The organism is Ochrobactrum sp. RH2CCR150 (assembly GCA_014138095.1).
GTDB lineage: Bacteria > Pseudomonadota > Alphaproteobacteria > Rhizobiales > Rhizobiaceae > Brucella > Brucella gambitense.
In genome coordinates, this window is record JACGXE010000008.1 from 41,791 (window position 1) to 63,328 (window position 21,538).

A 21,538-nucleotide genomic window follows, 5' to 3' on the forward strand; every position below is an offset into this window, starting at 1 on the left:
ATGCAAAACTGCTTCGGGTTGATCAATAGCGCGATCTTGAAACGATCAATCCTGGAACGGATCGGTGACGAGGATGGTATCCTCGCGTTCCGGGCTGGTGGACAGCATGGCCACCGGAGCGCCGATCAGTTCTTCGATGTGGCGAACATATTTGACAGCCTGCGCCGGAAGATCGTTCCACGAACGTGCACCTGCAGTCGTTTCTGACCAGCCCGGCAGCGTTTCATAGATCGGCTTGACGCGAGCCTGCGCGCCCATGGAGGACGGCAGATAGTCGATGCGCTTGCCATCGAGTTCATAGGCAACGCAGATCTTGATTTCATCCAGACCATCGAGAACATCGAGTTTGGTCAGCGCGATGCCGGTGATGCCGGAAGTGCGAACCGTCTGGCGCACGATCACGGCATCGAACCAGCCGCAGCGGCGCTTGCGGCCCGTCACGACGCCGAATTCATGGCCCTTGGTGCCAAGGAATTCGCCGATTTCATCGTGGAGTTCCGTCGGGAACGGACCTTCGCCAACGCGGGTGGTGTAAGCCTTGGTGATGCCCAGCACATAGCCGATCGCCGTCGGTCCAAGGCCCGAACCGGCAGCAGCCTGACCGGCGACGGTGTTGGACGAGGTCACGAACGGATAGGTGCCGTGGTCGTTGTCGAGCAGAGCGCCCTGTGCACCTTCGAACAGGATGCGGTCGCCAGCCTTGCGGCGCTCGTCGAGCACGCGCCAGACCTGATCGATATAAGGCAGGATTTCATGGGCAACCGAGGTCAGTTCCTTGAGGATCGTCTCAACGGCGATTTCCTCGAGGCCCATACCGCGACGCAGTAGATTGTGGTGCGACAGCAGACGCTCGACCTTTGGCTCCAGCGTTTCCGGCTCAGCCAGATCGATGACGCGGATAGCGCGACGCCCGACCTTGTCTTCGTAAGCAGGACCAATGCCGCGCTTGGTGGTGCCGATCTTCAGGCCCGAATTGGAACCTTCGCGCATGGCGTCGAGATCGCGGTGGATCGACAGAATGAGCGGTGCATTTTCCGCAATGCGCAAAACGTCCGGAGAAATCTCGATGCCCTGTGCGCGCAGCTTCGCGACTTCAGAGACGAAATGATGCGGATCGACAACAACGCCATTGCCGATGACGCTGAGTTTGCCGCGCACCAGACCGGACGGAAGCAGCGAAAGCTTGTAGCTGACGCCATCGATAACAAGCGTATGACCGGCATTATGACCGCCCTGATAGCGCACGATGACATCGGCGCGTTCGGACAGCCAGTCCACGATCTTACCCTTGCCCTCGTCGCCCCATTGCGACCCGACGACAACCACATTTGCCATTTAAGAAAACTCCTCGGTCGGCATGAAGCATTTCCAGCAAAAGTGCGAAGCGGTTTTGCGTTCGGAAATGCGTAAAACTAACTATTGGCCGTTGATAGCCCAAGGATCGCAAGCTTCCCCGAAAGGTTCACGGGGTGCTGATCCCTCGTCTCTATACAGAGAGAATCTTTGCTGCGCGACTCTTTCGTGCAAAAAAATCACGATTTTTGAGAACACCGTGGACAGAAGAGGCGCTTCGGTCGCTTGAGATTCCGTTTGTGACGAGGCGAAAATGGTGCCATTTGAGAACCGGAGCGGAATGTACTTTTGGGTACATGAGCACCGGAAGTGAAAAATCACGCCATTTGCAGACCGTCAGAAGCGGAATATCTACGAGCTACCCTGCTCTCACCATATAAACGGCATCATCCGAATAGCTTTTCAGCTTTTCTTCCAGTGCTGGCAGGTCGCGGGAGACGAAGCCCTTCTTTTCCCAGAAACCTTCGGAATTATTCACTGCCACAAGCGACATGGTGAAAAAGCCGTCGGTCTCGGCCTGGGCGGCCATCAGTTCCAGCACGCGCGTGGCAGCACCTGCAGAGCGGGCAGCGGGCAAAAGCGCGATGTCGTGGATATAATAGGTGCTGGTATCTTCCGGCAATTCGCCGAGAACGGAATTCAGCGCGGGAACCGTATCGAGTTTCCAGGGATGGCTGATGCCATAGCCCAGAATGTCGGTGTCACGGGCATAGACGAAACATCCCGCCGGGTAGAGCTTGAAGCGGTCCCTGAAGACCGCCTCATCCTCGAAAAAGTCGAGATGGACCACATTGGCTACCACAGTCACGCGCTCGATATCCTGCTCGTGCATGCGCCGCCATTCCGGCTGTGCCATCTCTTCAGTCATGTTTTCAAACTTCTCCGACGTTGAACTCAAGCGGTGTTGCCGCCTTGATTGCCTCCTGAGCTATCACTTCGTCAAGTGCCGCATGCGGAATCTGTTCATCCACATAGAGCATGGCAATGGCGTCACCACCGGGATGGTCGCGTCCAAGCGAGAAATTTGCGATGTTGATATTGTGCTTGCCGCAGATCGTGCCCAGCAGGCCGATCATGCCTGGAACGTCCTTGTTGGTGACGTAGAGCATGTGCGGACCGACCTCGGCATCGAGATTGATTCCCTTGATCTGGATGAAACGCGGCTTGCCGTCCGAGAAGCAGGTTCCGGCGATGGAGCGCTCGCGCAGCGTCGTGCGGACGGTCAGCTTGATATAGCCGTCAAATATGCCGGACTTGTCGCGCCTTACTTCCGAAACGATGATGCCGCGTTCCTTCACCATGATTGGTGCCGAAACCATGTTGACGTCGGCAACCTGTGGACGAATGAGACCCGCCAGAGCGGCACTCAAAAGCGCGCGCGTGTTCATGCCGGAGGTCGAGCCGTCGAACAGCACTTCCACTTCCTCGATCGGCTCATCGGTCACCTGACCGACAAAAGCGCCGAGAACTTCCGCGAGCTTCACAAACGGGCGCAAACGCGGCGCTTCTTCAGCAGTGATCGACGGCATGTTGATGGCGTTGGAAACCGCACCCTTGACCAGATAGTCCGACATTTGCTCGGCCACCTGAAGGGCGACATTTTCCTGCGCTTCCGAGGTCGATGCGCCCAGATGCGGCGTGCAAACGACATTTGGCAGGGAGAAAAGTTCATTCTCCGTCGCAGGCTCGACTTCGTAGACGTCGATACCGGCCCCAGCCACATGGCCTGATTTCAGCGCGGCAATGAGGTCCTTTTCGACGATCAAACCGCCGCGGGCGCAATTGACGATGCGAACGCCCGGCTTGGTCTTCGCAAGGCTTTCCGCATTGATGAGATTGCGGGTCTTGTCGGTCAGCGGCGTGTGCAGCGTGATGAAATCGGCGCGGGCGAGCAGCTCGTCCAGCTCCACTTTCTCCACGCCCAGCTCCTGAGCGCGTGCTTCCGACAGGAACGGATCGAAAGCAACAACATGCATCTTGAGGCCGATGCCGCGCGTGGCGACAATCGAACCGATATTGCCGCAACCGACGACACCGAGCGTCTTGCCGGTGATTTCCACACCCATGAAGCGGTTCTTTTCCCACTTGCCTGCGCGGGTGGAAGCATCGGCTTCCGGCAACTGCCGCGCTACGGCGAACATCAGCGCAATGGCATGTTCTGCCGTGGTGATCGAATTGCCGAACGGCGTGTTCATCACGATGATACCGCGACGCGATGCAGCCGGGATATCGACATTGTCCACACCGATACCGGCGCGACCGACAACCTTGAGATTTTTGGCAGCAGCGATCAGCTTTTCCGTGACCTTGGTGGCCGAACGAATTGCCAGACCATCATACTGACCGATGACTTCGAGAAGCTTTTCCTTATCCTTGCCGAGATCGGGCAAGTAATCGACTTCAACACCGCGATCCTTGAAAATCTGGACGGCAGTGGGTGAAAGCTTATCGGATACGAGAACGCGAGGTGCCATTTGGGCCTCCTTTTGTTTTACGCACATCTTGTCCGAAAATCGTTTCACACTTTTCGGGATGTGCTCGAACATGTCCTGACCAAGCATTTCAAGCAATGAGCTTGCCGATGCGCAACGCATTTGGCTCATTCTGGCTCATGCGAAATGCTGCAAATATTGGGTAATGCGAGCCGTGGCCTAACCGATGGCCAGCCACGGCCTAAGCAGGAGCGCGCCTCAGGCAGCAGCCTTGAGTGCAGCTTTCTGCGCTTCAAAAGCCCAGTCGAGCCAATGGGTCAGCGCTTCCAGATCGGACGTTTCAACCGTCGCACCGGCCCAGATACGCAGGCCCGAAGGCGCATCACGATAAGCACCAATGTCATAGGCGACGCCCTCTTTTTCCAGCGCCGTGACGATGCCCTTGGCAAAAGCCGCCTGAGCTTCGGCAGGAAGCGCCGTCACTTCGGGATCGACGATGGTGAGGCACACGGAGGTGTTGGAGCGATTTTCTGGTTTGGCGGCCAGATTGGCGATCCATGGCGTCTTGGCCACGAAGGCGTCCAGAACGGCAAAGTTGCTGTCGGCACGTCCGACAAGCCCGTCAAGACCGCCAATCGACTTCGCCCAGTTGAGCGCGTCGAGATAGTCTTCCACGCAGAGCATGGATGGCGTGTTGATGGTTTCGCCGACGAAGATGCCTTCGATCAACTTGCCGCCGGAAGTCATGCGGAAAATCTTGGGCAGCGGCCATGCAGGCTTGTAGCTTTCCAGACGCTCGACCGCACGTGGGCTGAGGATCAGCATGCCATGCGCGCCTTCGCCGCCCAGAACCTTCTGCCAGGAGAAGGTGACGACATCGAGCTTCGTGAAATCCAGACGCTGCGCAAAAGCCGCAGAGGTTGCATCGCAGAAGGTCAGGCCCTTGCGATCAGCCGGGATGAAATCGGCGTTCGGAACGCGCGCGCCAGACGTGGTGCCGTTCCAGGTGAAGACCACATCGCGGTCGAAATCGACCTGCGAAAAATCGACAATCTCGCCGTAAGGTGCTGTGAAGGTGCGCACATCTTCGAGCTTGAGCTGCTTGGTCACATCCGTCACCCAGCCCGAACCGAAGCTTTCCCACGCGACCATATCGACGCCACGCGCGCCGAGCATGGACCACAGCGCCATTTCCACAGCGCCGGTATCGGATGCCGGAACGATGCCGATACGGTAATCGGCAGGCACCTGCAGGATTTCGCGGGTAAGGTCGATGGCGTCCTTCAGCTTGGTCTTGCCGATTTTCGCGCGATGCGAACGGCCAAGAGCGGCATCGACCAGCGCATTGAGCGACCAGCCGGGACGTTTTGCACAGGGACCGGATGAAAAATTAGGGTTAGCCGGGCGAACTGCCGGCTTCGCAATCGTCGTCATGTTGTTTCTATCCTCTCAGATAGCACGCGTCTCGGTGGGGAGACGTGGCCCACTCATGGGAATAGCGGAAAGCGCATTTTTCCACAACATGGCTTTTCGGGAATATTTTACCCGGAAATCTAGCAAGAAGGCGCAAGCCGTAGAACCGTCTTGCAAGAACAGAAAAAGGGCCCGTAAGGGCCCATCTTCAATTATTCTCCGGCGCGATGGTTTACCAGGTCGTGAAGCGGATACCGGCGCGCAGCTGATGCGACTTGATATCCTTGTCGCTGATCGTAATGCCGTTGCCGCTGACAACATCGCCACTGCTGATGACACCATAACGATAGCCGAGATCGAGCTTGATGTTCGACGCAACGTCGATGCCGACACCTGCCATCAGCGCCCAGGCAAAGCGATAGTCGTCGTCGGACTTGAAGTCGCCAGCGCCCGTGTCGAAGCTGTAGCGCACATTGGCAAAGCCAAGACCGCCGCCGAGATAAGGCGTGAATCCGGCGAAATTGCCGAGGTCCACATAGCCGTTCGCCATCATGTCCCAGATACGGGCTTCGGCAGGGAAACCATCCAGATCCTGCTTGGAATAGCTGCCGGTCACGTCGGCGCGCAGATAATCGGTGAACTGATAACCGATACCGACCGAAGGCACGAAATTCTTGTCCAGATCGAAGCTTTCCGAGACGCCGTTCCCAAACTGGTCTCTGGCCGTAAGTCCGGTTTTCGAAGAAGCATTGTAGCCAAGATCGCCGCGCAGATACCAGCCGGAGCCGACTTCGACTGGCTGTGCTTCGACCACAGGTTCGTAACCAACGGCATCGAGATCGGCCGCAGAGGCAACGGATGCAACGCTGAAACCCGCCAGAGCAACAACCGACAGGTTGAGAGCACGCCACTTCGCAAACATGATGAGATCCCCGCTCATAAGAATAGTCTCAATTATGAACGCCTATGGTTAATGCCTGATAAAAATCGGGAGATATTTAAGAAATGTCGCAAAGAAAAAGGCCCGGAAAACCGGGCCTTTGACGATCAGATAACGGAGGTGTCTTACTTGTAGACGGGGCCGTCTACAATGGTCGAAACCTGCTGCGGCGCGTAAGGCGCGCTCGATCCGCCGAACATATAACGCAGGCCGACGCGGACGTCGTGGACGTCCATGCCCTTGTCGTAACCGTCGCCGAGATACTGACCGCCCTCGAACATCTTGCCGCCATTGATATGGCGATAGCGATAACCCGCATCGAGCTTGAGGTTCTGCGTCAGATCGACGGAAGCACCAGCCATGAGGGCGTAGGTGAAGCGCCAGTTGGCTGTGCCTTCCACGGAGCCGCCGTAACGTGCGTCCTCGATATCGTTCCAGCGCACGCGCGTTCCACCGATACCGGCGCCGACATAAGGCGTGAAGCCAGCGAAATTGCCGAGATCGACATAGGCGTTGGCCAGGATCGAAAGGGCCGAGAAATGGCTGCGTTCGTCGGAGGCGCAAGAAATATCGTTACAAGCCGAACCGTAGGTATGACCCTCGAACTTCGAGCGGGTCATGTAGTCAACCGTCAGATCGGTGCGGAAGTAATCCGTCAGCTGATAGCCGACACCGCCGCCGATCAGGAAGGAACCTTTCAGGTCGCCCGACAGCGTGTTGCTGCCGAATGTCGAGGGGCCGCATTCGCAGTTGTCGATCGTGGCATAGTCCGCATCCTTGAATTTCGGCTTCGAATAGCCGAGATCACCGCGCAGATACCAGCCGCCAACAGCAGGCGGCGCTACAACCACTTCCGGAACCACTGGCGGTTCGATCATATCCGCCGCCAGCGCGCCCGTGGCCATCAAGGCGACAGATGCAGCCAAGCCGCCGAAAAAAGTTTTCACAAGACCGTTCATCATCTGCCCCATTGAAATATCATGACGCCACAGCGCCATCCTCGCTTTCTGTAGGGAACATAATTTTGAAAGGTTAATTACAACTTAACCTTGTTTTTTAACGATCCTTTTTAATAAATCTTAGACCTCGCTAAAATGAAAACGGCGCGTCGGAGACACGCCGTTCCAATCATTCGAAATGGTTACTGGGTTAAGCCGCGTTGCCGACCGACGAGATGACATCGACGATATCGTTGACCACCTTCTCAACCAGAACGCGATCATCGCCTTCAGCCATCACGCGGATCAAAGGCTCGGTTCCGGATGGGCGAATAACAAGGCGGCCCTGCACGCCAAGGCGCTCGCGCGCTTCATCGATGGCGTTCTTGACGTTCTTGTTTTCCAACGGCTTGCCGCCTGTGGTGCGCACATTCTTGAGCAATTGCGGCACCGGCTCGAACTTGCGGCAAATGTCGCTGAGCGGCTTTTCGGCTTCCTGCATGACAGCAAGGATTTGCAGGGCAGAGATCAGGCCGTCACCCGTCGTGGCGAAATCCGACAGAACGATGTGGCCGGACTGTTCGCCGCCCACATTGAAACCATGTTCGCGCATATGTTCGACCACGTAGCGGTCGCCCACCTTGGTGCGGGCGAGCGTCAGATTGTGATCGGTCAGGAAGCGCTCCAGTCCAAGATTGGACATGATGGTCGCGACAATGCCACCACCAGTAAGCCGATCGCTATTGGCCCATGATTCGGCAATCACCGCCATCAGTTGGTCACCGTCGATCACCGATCCGGTTTCATCGACCAGAAGCACACGATCCGCGTCGCCGTCGAGCGCAATGCCGACATCGGCGCGCAGTTCCTGAACCTTCTTCATCAGGCCAATCGGATGGGTCGAACCGCAATCCTCATTGATGTTGATGCCGTTTGGCTCGTTATTGATGGTGATGACTTCAGCGCCAAGTTCCCAGAGCGCAGCCGGAGCCACCTTGTAACCAGCACCATTGGCGCAATCGATCACCACACGCAGACCATTGAGCGCGATGTTGCGCGGCATGGTGCGCTTGGCAAACTCGATATAGCGGTAAATATCGCCGTCCACGCGCTTGGCCTTGCCGATAGCGCCATGGCTTGCCAGCAGCGACGACAGATCACCCTCGATCAGCTTCTCGATCTGCATCTCGATCTCGTCCGATAGCTTGAAGCCATCAGGGCCGAACAGCTTGATCCCGTTGTCATAATACGGATTGTGCGAAGCCGAAATCATCACGCCGATATCTGCGCGCAGCGAACGGCAGAGCATGGCAACAGCAGGCGTCGGAATCGGTCCGAGCAGAAACACATCCATGCCCGCCGCTGTAAAACCAGCAACCAGCGCGTTTTCCAGCATATAGCCTGAACGGCGCGTATCCTTGCCGATCACCACCCGCGAAACATGACCCGAACGACGGAAAATATGACCCACTGCCATACCAACTTTCATGGCAATATCCGGCGTCATGGGGAAACTGTTCGCCTGTCCGCGAATACCGTCAGTTCCGAAGTATTTCCGTGTCATATATTTAGCCTTGCGTTGAGCCACGTCGCCATCCCGGTGCCGTCGATATATGCCGCTCATTTCAACCAGAGCGCAAGAGTCGCGCAGGCCCGCAACTTTGACAGCGAATTTCGAGTGTTAATATCCTAAAATGCCTGTTCTATGCAATTTCGTCTTTGGCAGGGTCTGAAGCGATCCCGGCTTCTAAAGTTGTAACCTTCAACAGATCATGCACCGAAATCGTTAACCGAGCCTTTGCGGCTGTTTGAAGCCCAACCGCGACATAGTCAAAAAGAAAGCCGGGCGAAACCCGGCTTTCGTCGTCTCTTTAAAACAAGCAGCTTATTGCGGCTGCGGTTCCATACCAGGCTCGCTGCCTGGTTCGCCGCTGCTCTTGCGCTTGCGCGGGCTACCGGCCTTCGGAACACCCGAACCACGCGACGGCGTATCATTGCCCTGATCGCGCGACGGCTTGTTGCCTGCGATCAGCGCCTTGATTTCTTCGCCGCTCAGCGTTTCATATTCCAGAAGACCTTCAGCGAGCGCAATCCAGTCCTTCTTCTTCTTGGTCAGGATGCGGGTCGCTTCGGCATAGGCCTCGTCGATCAGGCGACGCACTTCGGCATCAATGATCTGCGCGGTTTCTTCCGAAATATTCTGCGTGCGCGACACCGAATGACCGAGGAAGACTTCTTCCTGATTGTCACCGTAAGCCACACGACCGAGCTTGTCGGAATAACCCCACTGGGTGACCATGGACCGGGCAAGCTTGGTTGCCTGCTGGATGTCCGAAGATGCACCGGAAGTGATGTTTTCCTTGCCGAATTTCAGCTCTTCAGCCACACGACCGCCCATCATGATGGCAAGACGCGACACCATCCAGGTATAGGTGGCCGAATAACGATCGCCTTCCGGAAGCTGCATCACCATGCCAAGCGCACGACCACGCGGAATGATCGTCGCCTTATGGACCGGATCGGATGCAGGCACATTGAGCGCAACAATGGCGTGACCTGCCTCGTGATAGGCCGTATTGGCCTTTTCTTCCGGCGTCATGGCGGAGCGGCGTTCCGCACCCATCATGATCTTGTCCTTGGCGTCCTCGAATTCCTGCATGGTCACAAGGCGCTTGTTACGGCGCGCTGCCATGAGAGCGGCTTCGTTGACGAGGTTGGCGAGATCGGCACCAGAGAAGCCCGGCGTGCCGCGTGCGACAACCTTGAGATCGACATTCGGTGCGAGCGGCACGTTGCGCACATGCACTTTCAGGATCTGTTCGCGACCGACGATATCCGGGTTCGGCACAACGACCTGACGGTCGAAACGACCCGGACGCAGAAGTGCCGGATCAAGAACGTCCGGACGATTGGTCGCGGCGATCAGAATGATCGATTCGTTGGCTTCGAAACCATCCATCTCGACAAGAAGCTGGTTGAGGGTCTGTTCGCGTTCGTCATTGCCACCGCCAAGACCGGCGCCACGATGACGACCGACAGCGTCGATTTCGTCGATGAAGATGATGCAAGGTGCGTTCTTCTTCGCCTGCTCGAACATGTCGCGGACACGGCTTGCGCCGACACCGACAAACATTTCAACGAAGTCCGAACCGGAAATGGTGAAGAACGGCACATTGGCTTCACCCGCAACCGAGCGCGCCAAAAGGGTCTTACCGGTACCGGGAGGGCCAACGAGCAGCACACCGCGCGGAATTTTGCCGCCGAGACGCTGGAACTTCTGCGGATCGCGCAGGAATTCGACGATTTCTTCGAGATCCTGCTTGGCTTCGTCAACGCCTGCAACGTCCTGGAAAGTGACGCGGCCATGCGCTTCGGTCAAAAGCTTCGCTTTCGACTTGCCAAAGCCCATCGCACCGCGCGAGCCGCCCTGCATCTGGCGCATGAAGAAAATCCACACGCCAAGGATCAGGATCATCGGCAGCCACGACAGAAGAATGCCGATCAACGAACTGGAGCCGTCGCTTTCAGGACGGGCAGTAATTGCGACACCCTTCTCTTCAAGACGGGAAACCAGTCCTGTATCGCCAGGTGAATAGGTCTGGAACGTCGAGCCATTGTCGGCAAAGGTGCCGGTGATGCGCTCGCCGGTAATCGTGACCGATTTCACGCGACCATTGGATACGTCGTCAATAAATTGCGAATAGGAAACTTCACGAGAATTCGTGCGCTGACCAGGGCTCTGGAACAGGTTGAACAGCGCGATCAAAAGAAGAGCAATGATCGCCCAGAGGGCGAAGTTGCGATAGTTCGGATTCATATCGGGTCCAATCGATACCACGGCCATTCCGCAATCGCGGAACGATGTTTCGATCTAACATAGGATCGAAGGAAGGCGTTGCCAAGGCGCGTATCACGCCGCATGGGAGATTCTTCCCACTCTGGTTTATAAAAATTAGGAGTTTGGTGAAGATTGGCGACCAATTCGCTTCTCGATCGCCTCGGCAAGAGCGAAATCATATCCCGGCAGAACATGGTCAAACAGCGCAAAATGCCGCTCCATGCGGATATGCGCCGGGAGATTCTCTCCGGGAAGGAATGGCAAAGAGACAATTTTTCCATCCGCATAGATTGCGGGCAATACCAGAAGTGTTTCGCGCCAGCGCGCATTGGTTTCAGAAGCATTTTCTGGAAAAGACGTGGGAGAATCAGCCAGAAAATCGATCAATGCCTGTCTTCCCGGCGCGGCGATTTCAAAATCGCGCTCACCTGAATTGAAAAAGCGGAAGCGTCCATCCCAGATACAACTGCCTCCAGCAGGCAACGGCATCGACGGCAAATTGCGCCGCTCCCGCCGGAAACGATGTGGCAGACCCTTGGCTCCACGCTCGATCAGCGCGCCAAAAATAGTCAATCTTTCGTGTTTTCGGCTTTCGTGTTTCTGGCTTTCCTGCTCCGCATCACCCGACAGAATGCGTTCGATGCGCAAGCGCTCGGCATCGCCGGGCAGGAATCGACGTCCGCCTGCCAGCGAAGCCACGAGGCCGGAAAAGAGTCGCCGGACCGTTTCCGGCAAAGCGGCGTAAATGGCCGGATCGATTTCCATCCGGTCGCAATCATCCACTTGCAGACTTACGGGATCGGCCAAGGCCGCAACAAGAGCAGCATTGTCACGCTTGCGTGCCGCACTCGCCAGAGCCACCTGCGCCAGAACGATCTGCGGATCGGCATCGGCGGCAGCGCCTTGCCGGACACGGGGACGTTCATAGTCTGTATTGGCGTTGCTCGGATCATCAACCCAGCGAAGACCTTTCGCCGTCAGTTCATCCCGCAAGGCCTGCCGTGAAACCGAAAGCAGCGGGCGGATCAGTTGCACTGAGCCTTCCAGCCATGATTGCGGCGCCATGGCGGCAAGCCCCCTCGCCTCGGCGTGGTGGCTGCGCTCCTTGCGCATCAGGAAAGTCTCGATCTGGTCATCCTGCGTATGGCCCGTCACGATCACAGCCGCATCCGCTTCATGCGCAGCCTGAACCAGAAGCCGGTAGCGCGCGCTGCGCGCCGCTGCGGCCAGCCCCTGCGACGGCTTGGGATCGTCCCACGCCAGAATGCGGTGCGCGATACCGTGCTCACGGCACAGCGCGCCGACATTTTCAGCCTCGTCGGCTGATTCGGCACGCAAGCGATGATCGATGGTCACTGCGAGAAGTGCAGGACGAGGATCGAGTGTCGCCAAATGATCCTTGAGCAGGAAGAGCATTGCCAGCGAATCGCTGCCGCCGGAAACGGCCGCAATAACGGCCTTTGCTTGATCCAGTTGAAAAGGTTTAAAAATATCAGTCGGGGAAAGCCCCACGAAATAACTCCGCAATCAGCACTTTACTCGTGTGCGTTCTTCGGCAACACGCTTCAGAATGGCGGGAGCCGCTTTGGGATAACGTTGCGGGATCTGCTCGAAGGTCGCGCAGGCAACGTCGTGATTGTCCATCTTCTCAAGCGTCATGCCGAGCTTGAACATGTTTTCCGGCGCACGGCGGGAATCGGGATAGTCGCGCTGCGTGTCGATGAACACGGTTGCAGCTTCCGGATAGCGACCCTGACCGTAAAGCGATTCGCCCAGCCAGAAGCGGGCTTCCGCGGTCTGCGGATCAGCCGGATAGCGCTTCACATGCTGGCGGAAACCCGATTCAGCCGCCTTGTAATCACCCGACATCAGATACTGATACGACGCCTGATAAAGCGTGTTCGGATTATCGCCCATTGGCAGCGAGGCAACAGCCGTGCCGTTCTGCGAGTTGCCCTGTCCAGAGGGGCCCTGTCCAGCGGAACCTTGACCGCCGGGCTGACCGCCCTGTTCGACCGGGCGCGGTGCGGTATTGAGCGATTCGCCGATTACATTGCCACTGGAATCAAACCGGATGGAGCCCAGTGTCTGCGGCGGCTCGCCGCGCTGGGGCCCACCCTGCGTCAAGACGCCAGAACCAGTGGCAAGAGAATCGGCGCCAACTGCGCCCGATTGTGCACTCTGCGGTGCTTCCTGTGCCGGCGTCCGGTCCGAGATGGAACCGTCCTGACCGATATCTGCGGAAACCCCGGCATCGGGATTACCAGTAGCGCCACCATCATAGGTGTTCTGGCCCATGGTGTCCGGTGAACCGGCGCTGGCGAGAGCACTGCCATCGCCTGCACCACCACCGTTGCGGTCGCTCGTGTCGGCACGCTTGCCGGTTTCCAGGAACTGGAAGCGCTGCTCATACTCTTCCTGCATTTTCTGCATCTGATCCTGCATTTCGAGGATCTGGAAGTTCATGGCCTCGGCACGCATGCCAAGCGTATCGGCCATGCTGGCAGCATCGCCTGCACCCTGTGCGCAAAGATCAGCACCCGGAGCCGGAGCAGCGGCAGGCTGGCCAGCCTTGTTTGCAGCCGGTGATGCGACACCATTCTTCTTTTCGAGTTCCTCGAAGCGGAATTCGTTGTCTTCCTGCGATTTTTGCAGCTGATTGTCGGTAAATGCGATCTGGGCGTCCACATCCTCGATCTTGCCGGTGAGGTTGCGCACCAGCTCCTGCATCATGCCGGCGCTCTGGTAGCCGCCATTCTGCGCTGAAGCGCCGCCACCACGCATGGCGTCATCAAGAATTGCGGTCGAGCCGACGCTGACGCGATTCTGTCCGCCGCCCTTACCCTTTTCGAGAGCCTGAAAACGAGCTTCGTTATCGCGATGGATTTTCACCATCTTGTCGCGGAGCTGCAAAATCTTGCTGTAAGACTGCGCGTTCTGATGTGCGAGATTGCACACCTGTTGCGAATACTGGTTTGCACCCGGATCGCCAGTCTGCGCCAAAACCGGAGCACTCGCCAAAAGCGGCAGCATGGCAATTGCCAGTGTCACTTTCCTCATTGTTGTCCTCATTCCCTATTGCCCCTGCGAGTTTACAATGAACAGGATGATCGAGTGCCGCGCCTGAATGCTTGCTGAACATGCCATACCGCACGGCCAGTTCCGCTTTTAGAGCAAATCCGTGAAAAGCAAAGATGCTTTCCCTTAATCGTTCCCACTATGACAGGGGCGACTTCGGCCAAAGTTTGTCGAAATGCCTGATCAACAGACATGAAAACGAAAAAAGCGGCCCGAAGGCCGCTTTTCCTGCAACGCTGTTGTGCGTTTGCAAATACAATAGCCAGCTATTAGCTGCCTGCGCCGTTGAGAACGGTGACTGCACGGCGGTTCTGCGACCAGCACGAGTCGGCATCGCAAACTGCAACCGGACGTTCGTTACCATACGAGATGGTGCGCATACGGTTGGTCGGCACGCCACGCGAAGCAAGGAAGTCGCGGGTGGCGGCAGCGCGACGCTGGCCAAGAGCGAGGTTGTATTCCCGCGTACCGCGTTCGTCAGCATGACCTTCGACGGTGATCGAATACTGCGGGTAACGCTGCAGCCACTGGGCCTGCTTCGAAAGCGTCTGCTGTGCGTCTCCGCGGATCAGCGACGAGTCGAGATCGAAGAAGATGCGGTCGCCGACATTGACCGTGAAGTCCTGCGCCGAGCCGGGCGTTGCCGCGCCTGCACCGCCGAGGCCGAGATCACCGGCATTGTTCGGGAGATTCTTCTTGGATGCGCAACCGGCGACGGCGAGCGACATGAAAAGGGCAATAGCGATCGGGCTACGTGCAATCGACTGGATGCGGCGCATGGGCCGAGGCTCCTTAAGATTTGATGTTCCTGCGTAACCAACCAATAATCATATCGAGGTTAATGCAGGCTCAAGAAGTATGGTTAATATTGTCTTGAGACCAAATGCAACCGGCGTTTTCCGGCTGCCATTCTGTTTTTAGGCCTTGATGGCAAAATACGGCAGAAACACGGCTATAGAGGTCGATTGTGGCAAACGCCGCAAAGACAGGCCAAAAACATCGCATAACGCGCGGTAAACTGCCTCCAGCGGGCATGAAAAAGGCGCGGGACCAAAATCCCGCGCCTTAATCTAATCGGTGATTCTTTTAAAGCTGGTACTACTCAAGCAGCGGCGACCAGGCCGGATCGGATGCGAAATTCGGCGTCTGGATCTGGCGTTCGTTGCGACCCGTCAGGTCGATGGTGAACAGCTTCGGACCGCCCGCGCCTGCCGCCTTGCGGAAGAACATCAGCACGCGACCGTTCGGAGCCCAGGTCGGGCCTTCATTGTGGAAGCCCGACGTCAGAAGGCGTTCGCCCGAACCGTCGGTCTTCATCACGCCAATCGAGAACTGGCCCTGCGACTGCTTGGTGAAGGCGATGAGATCGCCACGCGGAGACCAGACCGGCGTCGAGTAGCTGCCATCGCCCATCGACAGGCGGCGAGGATTGGAACCGTCGGCACCAGCGATATAGAGCTGCGGGCGACCGCCGCGGTCAGACGAGAACACAATCTGCGAACCGTCCGGCGAATAGGATGCACTGGTGTCGATAGCCTGGCTGTTGGTCAGGCGGGTCGTGGTGCGCGAACGCAGATCCATCGCATAGACATTGGCGCTGCCGTCGTCCTGAAGCAGGCTCATGACAACCTTCTGGCCGTCCGGGGAGAAGCGTGGAGCGATGGACATGCCGGGGAAGTTGCCGACCAGTTCACGCTGGCCCGTTTCGAGCTGCAGCAGGTAAACCTTTGGCTGGCCGCCAGCAAACGACATGTAAGTCACTTCCTGGCGGTTCGGCGAGAAACGTGGGGTCAGAGCAATATCGCGACCATCGGAGAGATAACGAATATTCGCGCCGTCCTGATCCATGATGGCGAGGCGCTTGATGCGCTTCTGGGCCGGGCCGGATTCATCGACGAAAACGATGCGCGTATCGAAGTAACCCTTTTCACCGGTCAGGCGCTCATAGATGGCGTCTGCGATGATATGGGCGACACGACGCCAGTTATCCGGCGAGGTGAAGAACTGCTGGCCGATCATCTGCTGACCACCAAACGTATCCCAAAGGCGGAATTCCGCCTTCAGTCTGCCGTCCGGCTGTTTGGTAATGCGACCGGTGACCAGAGCCTGTGCATTGATGACCTTCCAGTCCTCGAAACGCGGTGCGGCATCGGGGTTGGAGATTTTTTCAATGAAGGCGCCCTTGTCGATGGGCGCAAACAGACCAGACCGCTCAAGATCGGCAGCGATGACCGACGTGATGTTGGGCCCAAGCTGGTCTGCGGACAGGAAATCCGTGATGGCGATCGGCAGAGGCTCGACCACGCCCTTGTTGATGTTGATTTCCACCACAGCGCGTGCAGGCATGGTGCAGACAAGACTTGCGGCAATCATGCAGGCGAAAGCCGAGAGGACTGTCCGGATCTTAGTTGTCATGATGCCGGTTTTCATATCTTCAGGGACCTCTTTTGTCCTTTGCCCATAATGGGCTTCATTTAGTCTGGTGACCGGGAAACCCCGATCAGAACATTTCGCTCGGGTCGAAGTTGACGATCACTTCCGACCATGAATCATATTTGTCGACTGGCAGATTGTACGGGGCGCAACGTGCGACCGCGCGCTTGGCGCTTTCAGCCGCTGCACGACCAACACCATCGCCGCCGCCGCCCGATGTTACTTCCGGAACACCCTGAATCGAGCCGTCCTGGTTCAGTTTCATCTTCACGGTCACAACAAGTCCCGGCGCATCGGCCACACCGGCAGGCACGTTCCAGCACTTGGAAATCGCACCGCGCAGCGCATCCATTTCACTCTGACTCAGCTTGGAGCCGCCGGTATTCTTCTTGCCGCCGAGCGATGCCTGATCGGTCGAACGCTTTGCGCCGCCACCGGAAGCCTTCTGCTTGTTGAGCAGCGCTGACACTTCATCGGCAATCGCATCGTTTTTCGACTGCGATGTCTGCGATGCGGACTGCGTAGGCTTCTTTTCTTCCGTCGGCTTGCGGTCCGGCGTCTTGGCGGTCTGCGCCTGCGGCGGCTTCGGCTTGGTCTGCGGAGCGGGAACATTGTCCGGCAGCTTCGGCGTGTTCGCATCCGGCGTTTCGGCCTGCTTTTCGATGGCTTCCGCCACCGGATCAGGCTTCACTTCCTGCTTCGGCTCAGGCTTGGCCTGCATTTCGGTCGCGGGAACCGGCGTCGGCTTTTCTTCCGGCTTCGGTTCTGGCTTCGGGTCAGGCTTCGGTTCCGGTTTTTTCACCGGCTCCGGCTGTGCCTTGGGCTCTTCCGCCGCCTCGATTGGTTTTGCCTTCGTGTCGGGTTTCGGCGGGGTCGTGGTATCGACCTCCTGATCGCCGACATTCTGGGCATTGGGAACGGTTTGCGGCTTGGTGGTCGGAATCGGCGCAGACTTCTCCTTCATCGGAGCCGTCTTTTCGCCTTGCTGAATTTGCGTGATGGATTCAATCGGCACGATGTCGACTGGGAACGATTCCGAATCCTGCACGTCGAAAGCCTTCGGCGAGGAAAAGGAAAAGAGCCCCAGCGCAATGACGATGGTATGGAGCGCTACAGAAGATGTCAGGCCAGCCTTCATGATGGCGTCAGCTATCCTGCTCCTGGAGGGTCACAAGGCCGATATTCTTGAAACCGGCGGCGGAAATGCGGGCCATGACCTTCATGACGGTGCCGTAATCGGCAGCCTTGTCACCGCGCACGAAAATGCGCTCCTCATAGCCCGTCTTGGAAATAGCCTGAAGCTTCGGCACGACCTCTTCGATCGGAATTTCGGTTTCTTGCAGATAGATCTTGCCTTCATTGCTGACCGAAACCGTGATCGGCTGTGTATCGGCGTTCATCGCCTTGGCCTGCGTATCCGGCAGGTCAATCGGCACGCCGACCGTCAGCAGCGGCGCAGAGACCATGAAGATGATGAGCAGCACCAGCATCACGTCGACGAACGGCGTAACGTTGATTTCACTCATCAATGCCTTCTTGCGACCACGCCTGCGGCGTCCGCCCGACTGCATTCCATTTCCTACCGACATGCCCATTGCAAGATTCCCGAAAGCTCGATTTGCCGTATTCGCTGGAAGGCGCTCAACTGCGCGGCGTCAGCTTCTCATCAATTTGGCGCGACAGTATGGCGGAAAACTCGTCCGCAAAGCCCTCGAGCCGTCCACCAATCTTGCCCGCATCGGACGAGAGTTTGTTGTAGGCAATAACGGCCGGAATAGCGGCCAGAAGACCGATGGCCGTCGCCAGAAGGGCTTCGGCGATACCCGGCGCCACAACCGCGAGGCTGGTATTCTTGGACGCAGCGATGGCCTGGAACGAGGTCATGATACCGACAACCGTACCGAACAGACCGATAAACGGTGCAGCTGAACCGATGGTGGCAAGGAAGCCGAGGCGCGATTCCATCTTTTCGCCTTCACGCGCCAGCGCGACATCCATCGCCTTGTCGATACGCATCTGAAGACCGATGGGGGAGCGTGCACCCTTCTCGAAGGATTTTTTCCATTCGCGCATGGCGGCCATGAAGATTGACGCCATGCCGGTGGTGCGGCGCTCGCCGAGATTGCGATAGAGTTCTTCCAGAGACTGGCCCGACCAGAAAGCCTGTTCGAAGCGGTCGATGGCGCGGCGCGCGCGGCTATAGGCGATCACCTTGTCCACGACGATAGCCCAGGTCCAGACCGAAGCGCCAAGCAAACCCAGCATGACCAGCTTGACCACCCAGTTTGCCTGCATGAACAGGCCCCAGAGGGTAACATCGGCGGCGGGGGCCGCTAACGCAACATTTTCCATCGATCCACCGTTTCGAGGCTCTTGCCGGTCCGACACCCGGACCGCAGACCCCAACCTTCTCTGTCTTTAGGCATTTCCATCCGCAGAGCCGTTTCGTACTTCTGCTGGAAATATCCTGTTTTTGAATCCAAACGCCCGGCACGGGACCGGGCGGTATCGCAAATCGTCACGGATCGTCCCTAATTACGGGTGACCCAAATCTGCGCAGCTTTACGTCTTGTTCGATGCAGTTCGGCCAGGAAAAACGCTTGGCACTTTTCCCGAAACTGCTTCGCGCGCTGTTTGCATATCCAGGCAGGACATACACACACTCGCATCACAACCGCCCCAAAGCGCACATGCCGGATTTGCAACTTTAAATCCCTACGGCGCTTGTTACGGTTAATTTTGGTGAAAGGAAGGCGCTGCGCTTGCAGCCAGCCCTTCAACCGATTCCGTCAGGATGATTAATCGAAGATTATGGTTAAAGATGCGTTAGCATTTGCATCTATATCGGCCCAAGATGTCAAAATCGGCCATCTAATGAGCCTGCGCTTAAAAATAAACGCGAAAGGCACGCCCTCAATTCTTGGGAGCGAGCAAATCAGCTTTCCTTTGTGAAAGCCTCGCGCCACTCATCCGGTATCCGGCGTGGGTGGCCTTCCTTGGTGATCATCACCGCTTCCACTTTCGCTTCTGAAAGCAAGCGGCCGTCGCAAGTGATCTTCTGCGCCATGATGACCCGTGCGCCGCGAATTTCGCTGACGCGCGTTTCAATCAGGATAAGATCGTCCATGCGGGCCGGGGATTTGTAATCAATCTCCATGCGCCGTACGACCCAGACCATTTCTTCGCCAAGCGAACCTTCGGCAAGCTCGATATGATGCACATCCTGCAAGCGCAGGAAATCGGTGCGTCCGCGCTCGTAAAATTCCAGATAGCGCCCGTGATAGACAAAGCCGGAAAAATCCGTGTCGGCATAATAGATGCGCGCATAAAGGTGATGCGCCCCGTCTTTCAGCGCACCGGATACGGCTTCAAGCGCTGCATGCTCGTTTCGATCAGTCCCGATACTCTTAGTCATTGTCTTCCATGAAGAGGCCGAATTGCGCCTGCTGGATGATTTCCGCTGGCGCAGGCAATCCCAGATGCTGCCATGCAATCGCCGTCAGAACGCGACCGCGCGGCGTGCGCTGCAGAAAGCCCTGTTGGATGAGATAGGGTTCGATAATGTCTTCAATCGCATCACGCGGCTCGGAAAGCCCCGCCGCTATGGTTTCGATCCCGACCGGACCACCACCGAAATTGCGCGCGATAATATTGAGGTAACGCCGGTCGAGCTGGTCGAGGCCGCGATTGTCCACTTCAAGCCGTGACAACGCCTCATCAGCAATCTTGCGGTCGATGACGTCGCTACCGGCGACCAGCGCGAAATCGCGCACGCGGCGCAACAGGCGTCCGGCGATACGTGGCGTGCCCCGCGAACGCCGCGCGACTTCCAGCGCACCCTCCGGCGAAATGCCCATCTGCATGATGCGCGCGCCACGGCGCACGATATATTCCAGTTCCTCGACCGTATAGAAATTGAGCCGCACAGGAATGCCGAAGCGGTCACGCAATGGCGTGGTCAGGAGACCAAGGCGCGTCGTCGCCGCAACCAGCGTGAATTTTGCAAGATCGATCTTCACCGAACGCGCCGCCGGGCCTTCACCAATGATCAGATCGAGCTGGAAATCTTCCATCGCCGGATAGAGAATTTCTTCCACTGCCGGGCTGAGGCGATGAATTTCATCAATGAAGAGCACGTCGCGCTCTTCGAGATTGGTGAGCAATGCCGCCAGATCGCCAGCCTTGGCGATAACCGGACCGGAGGTAGAGCGGAAGTTGACGCCCAGTTCCTTGGCCATGATCTGCGCCAGCGTCGTCTTGCCGAGACCGGGAGGGCCGACGAACAGCACATGATCCAGCGCCTCGCCACGCACCTTGGCTGCTTCAATGAAGACCTTGAGATTGGCGCGCGCCGCCGCCTGCCCCACGAAATCGTCGAGCATCTGCGGGCGCAGCGTATTGTCTTCGTCTACGCGTCTGTCGGCATCGATGAGAGGGTTGCGGTCGCTCATGCTTTCCTCCTTGCATGAACACACCGCTGAGACAAGGTAATCACCGCGACAATTCCTTCAAACCCAGCCGGATCAGCTTGGCCGAATCGGCATCCTCGCCCGCCTCTTTCAGCGCAGCCGCAACGGCATTCGCCGCCTGATCGCGCGAGTAACCGAGATTGGAAAGCGCCGACACGGCATCCGCGACGGGAGCCGGGGCCGCACCGGCTCCAAGCTCCTGCTTGAGCCCGATGGTGCCGCTCGCCTCACCGGCAAAGGCCGGAGCCTTGTTCTTCAATTCGGTAACGATGCGCTCCGCCACTTTCTTGCCGACGCCCGGCGCACGCGACACCATGGCGATGTCTCGCAGCGCAATCGCATTGGCCAGTTCCGATGGAGACAATGTGCCGAGTACAGCCAGAGCCACCTTGGCGCCGACGCCCTGCACATTTTGCAACAGGCGGAACCATTCGCGCTCAAGCTGATTGGCAAAACCGTAAAGACGGATCATGTCCTCGCGGACATAGGTTTCGATGAACAGAATGGCCGCCTCGCCCGCGCCGCCGAGATTGCCCAGCGTGCGCGGCGAACAGAACGCCACATAGCCAACGCCATGCACGTCGATGACGGCATGATCATCGGCAATTTCATCGATCACGCCCTTAAGCTTGCCGATCATTCTG

At 57.6% G+C, this 21,538-nt stretch carries 18 protein-coding genes; all 18 read right to left on the reverse strand.

Annotated features, from left to right (window positions below):
* Positions 1-45: 45 nt before the first annotated feature.
* On the reverse strand, positions 46-1,335 hold the full coding sequence (locus tag FHW03_RS16605) for an adenylosuccinate synthase (protein ID WP_078339467.1): 1,290 nt from the start codon (positions 1,333-1,335) through the stop codon (positions 46-48).
* Between the two features lie 376 nt (positions 1,336-1,711).
* Positions 1,712-2,221 (reverse strand): GNAT family N-acetyltransferase, encoded by a 510-nt coding sequence (locus FHW03_RS16610; protein ID WP_182521659.1) that lies wholly within the window; start codon positions 2,219-2,221, stop codon positions 1,712-1,714.
* 4 nt (positions 2,222-2,225) lie between these two features.
* Positions 2,226-3,827: a phosphoglycerate dehydrogenase gene (gene serA, locus FHW03_RS16615; RefSeq protein ID WP_182521660.1), complete on the reverse strand. Its 1,602-nt coding sequence runs from the start codon at positions 3,825-3,827 to the stop codon at positions 2,226-2,228.
* A gap of 216 nt (positions 3,828-4,043) precedes the next feature.
* A complete protein-coding gene (locus FHW03_RS16620; protein WP_182521661.1) occupies positions 4,044-5,219 on the reverse strand; it encodes a phosphoserine transaminase in 1,176 nt (391 codons plus the stop codon).
* Positions 5,220-5,430: 211 nt separating this feature from the next.
* Positions 5,431-6,120 (reverse strand): outer membrane protein, encoded by a 690-nt coding sequence (locus tag FHW03_RS16625; RefSeq protein ID WP_182521662.1) that lies wholly within the window; start codon positions 6,118-6,120, stop codon positions 5,431-5,433.
* 143 nt (positions 6,121-6,263) lie between these two features.
* Entirely contained in the window at positions 6,264-7,097 is an 834-nt protein-coding gene (locus FHW03_RS16630; RefSeq protein WP_182521773.1) for an outer membrane protein, read from the reverse strand.
* A gap of 190 nt (positions 7,098-7,287) precedes the next feature.
* Positions 7,288-8,640 (reverse strand): phosphoglucosamine mutase, encoded by a 1,353-nt coding sequence (gene glmM / locus FHW03_RS16635; protein ID WP_182521663.1) that lies wholly within the window; start codon positions 8,638-8,640, stop codon positions 7,288-7,290.
* A gap of 321 nt (positions 8,641-8,961) precedes the next feature.
* Positions 8,962-10,893 carry an ATP-dependent zinc metalloprotease FtsH gene (gene ftsH, locus FHW03_RS16640; RefSeq protein ID WP_182521774.1) on the reverse strand — a complete coding sequence of 644 codons (1,932 nt, stop codon included), beginning with the start codon at positions 10,891-10,893 and terminating at the stop codon, positions 8,962-8,964.
* 135 nt (positions 10,894-11,028) lie between these two features.
* Entirely contained in the window at positions 11,029-12,426 is a 1,398-nt protein-coding gene (gene tilS, locus FHW03_RS16645; RefSeq protein WP_182521664.1) for a tRNA lysidine(34) synthetase TilS, read from the reverse strand.
* A 15-nt stretch (positions 12,427-12,441) separates the two neighbouring features.
* Complete coding sequence (gene ybgF / locus FHW03_RS16650; RefSeq protein WP_182521665.1) at positions 12,442-13,986, reverse strand: tol-pal system protein YbgF; 1,545 nt, start codon at positions 13,984-13,986, stop codon at positions 12,442-12,444.
* Positions 13,987-14,261: 275 nt separating this feature from the next.
* The gene (gene pal / locus FHW03_RS16655) at positions 14,262-14,771 is read right to left on the reverse strand and encodes a peptidoglycan-associated lipoprotein Pal (RefSeq protein ID WP_078339475.1); all 510 of its coding nucleotides are present in this window, start codon (positions 14,769-14,771) and stop codon (positions 14,262-14,264) included.
* A 319-nt stretch (positions 14,772-15,090) separates the two neighbouring features.
* On the reverse strand, positions 15,091-16,422 hold the full coding sequence (tolB, locus tag FHW03_RS16660; RefSeq protein WP_182521666.1) for a Tol-Pal system beta propeller repeat protein TolB: 1,332 nt from the start codon (positions 16,420-16,422) through the stop codon (positions 15,091-15,093).
* A gap of 70 nt (positions 16,423-16,492) precedes the next feature.
* Positions 16,493-17,563, reverse strand: coding sequence for a cell envelope integrity protein TolA (locus tag FHW03_RS16665; protein ID WP_182521667.1), 1,071 nt, complete (start codon positions 17,561-17,563; stop codon positions 16,493-16,495).
* Positions 17,564-17,570: 7 nt separating this feature from the next.
* Positions 17,571-18,020, reverse strand: a complete 450-nt coding sequence (tolR, locus tag FHW03_RS16670) for a protein TolR (RefSeq protein WP_078339479.1) — start codon at positions 18,018-18,020, stop codon at positions 17,571-17,573.
* Positions 18,021-18,066: 46 nt separating this feature from the next.
* Positions 18,067-18,777 carry a protein TolQ gene (tolQ, locus tag FHW03_RS16675; RefSeq protein ID WP_182521668.1) on the reverse strand — a complete coding sequence of 237 codons (711 nt, stop codon included), beginning with the start codon at positions 18,775-18,777 and terminating at the stop codon, positions 18,067-18,069.
* Positions 18,778-19,360: 583 nt separating this feature from the next.
* Positions 19,361-19,840, reverse strand: a complete 480-nt coding sequence (locus FHW03_RS16680) for a YbgC/FadM family acyl-CoA thioesterase (protein WP_182521669.1) — start codon at positions 19,838-19,840, stop codon at positions 19,361-19,363.
* A complete protein-coding gene (ruvB, locus tag FHW03_RS16685) occupies positions 19,833-20,876 on the reverse strand; it encodes a Holliday junction branch migration DNA helicase RuvB (RefSeq protein WP_182521670.1) in 1,044 nt (347 codons plus the stop codon). Before ruvB ends, FHW03_RS16680 begins: the two co-directional genes overlap by 8 nt.
* 40 nt (positions 20,877-20,916) lie before the next feature.
* Positions 20,917-21,534 (reverse strand): Holliday junction branch migration protein RuvA, encoded by a 618-nt coding sequence (gene ruvA / locus FHW03_RS16690; RefSeq protein WP_078339483.1) that lies wholly within the window; start codon positions 21,532-21,534, stop codon positions 20,917-20,919.
* Between the last annotated feature and the right edge of the window lie 4 nt (positions 21,535-21,538).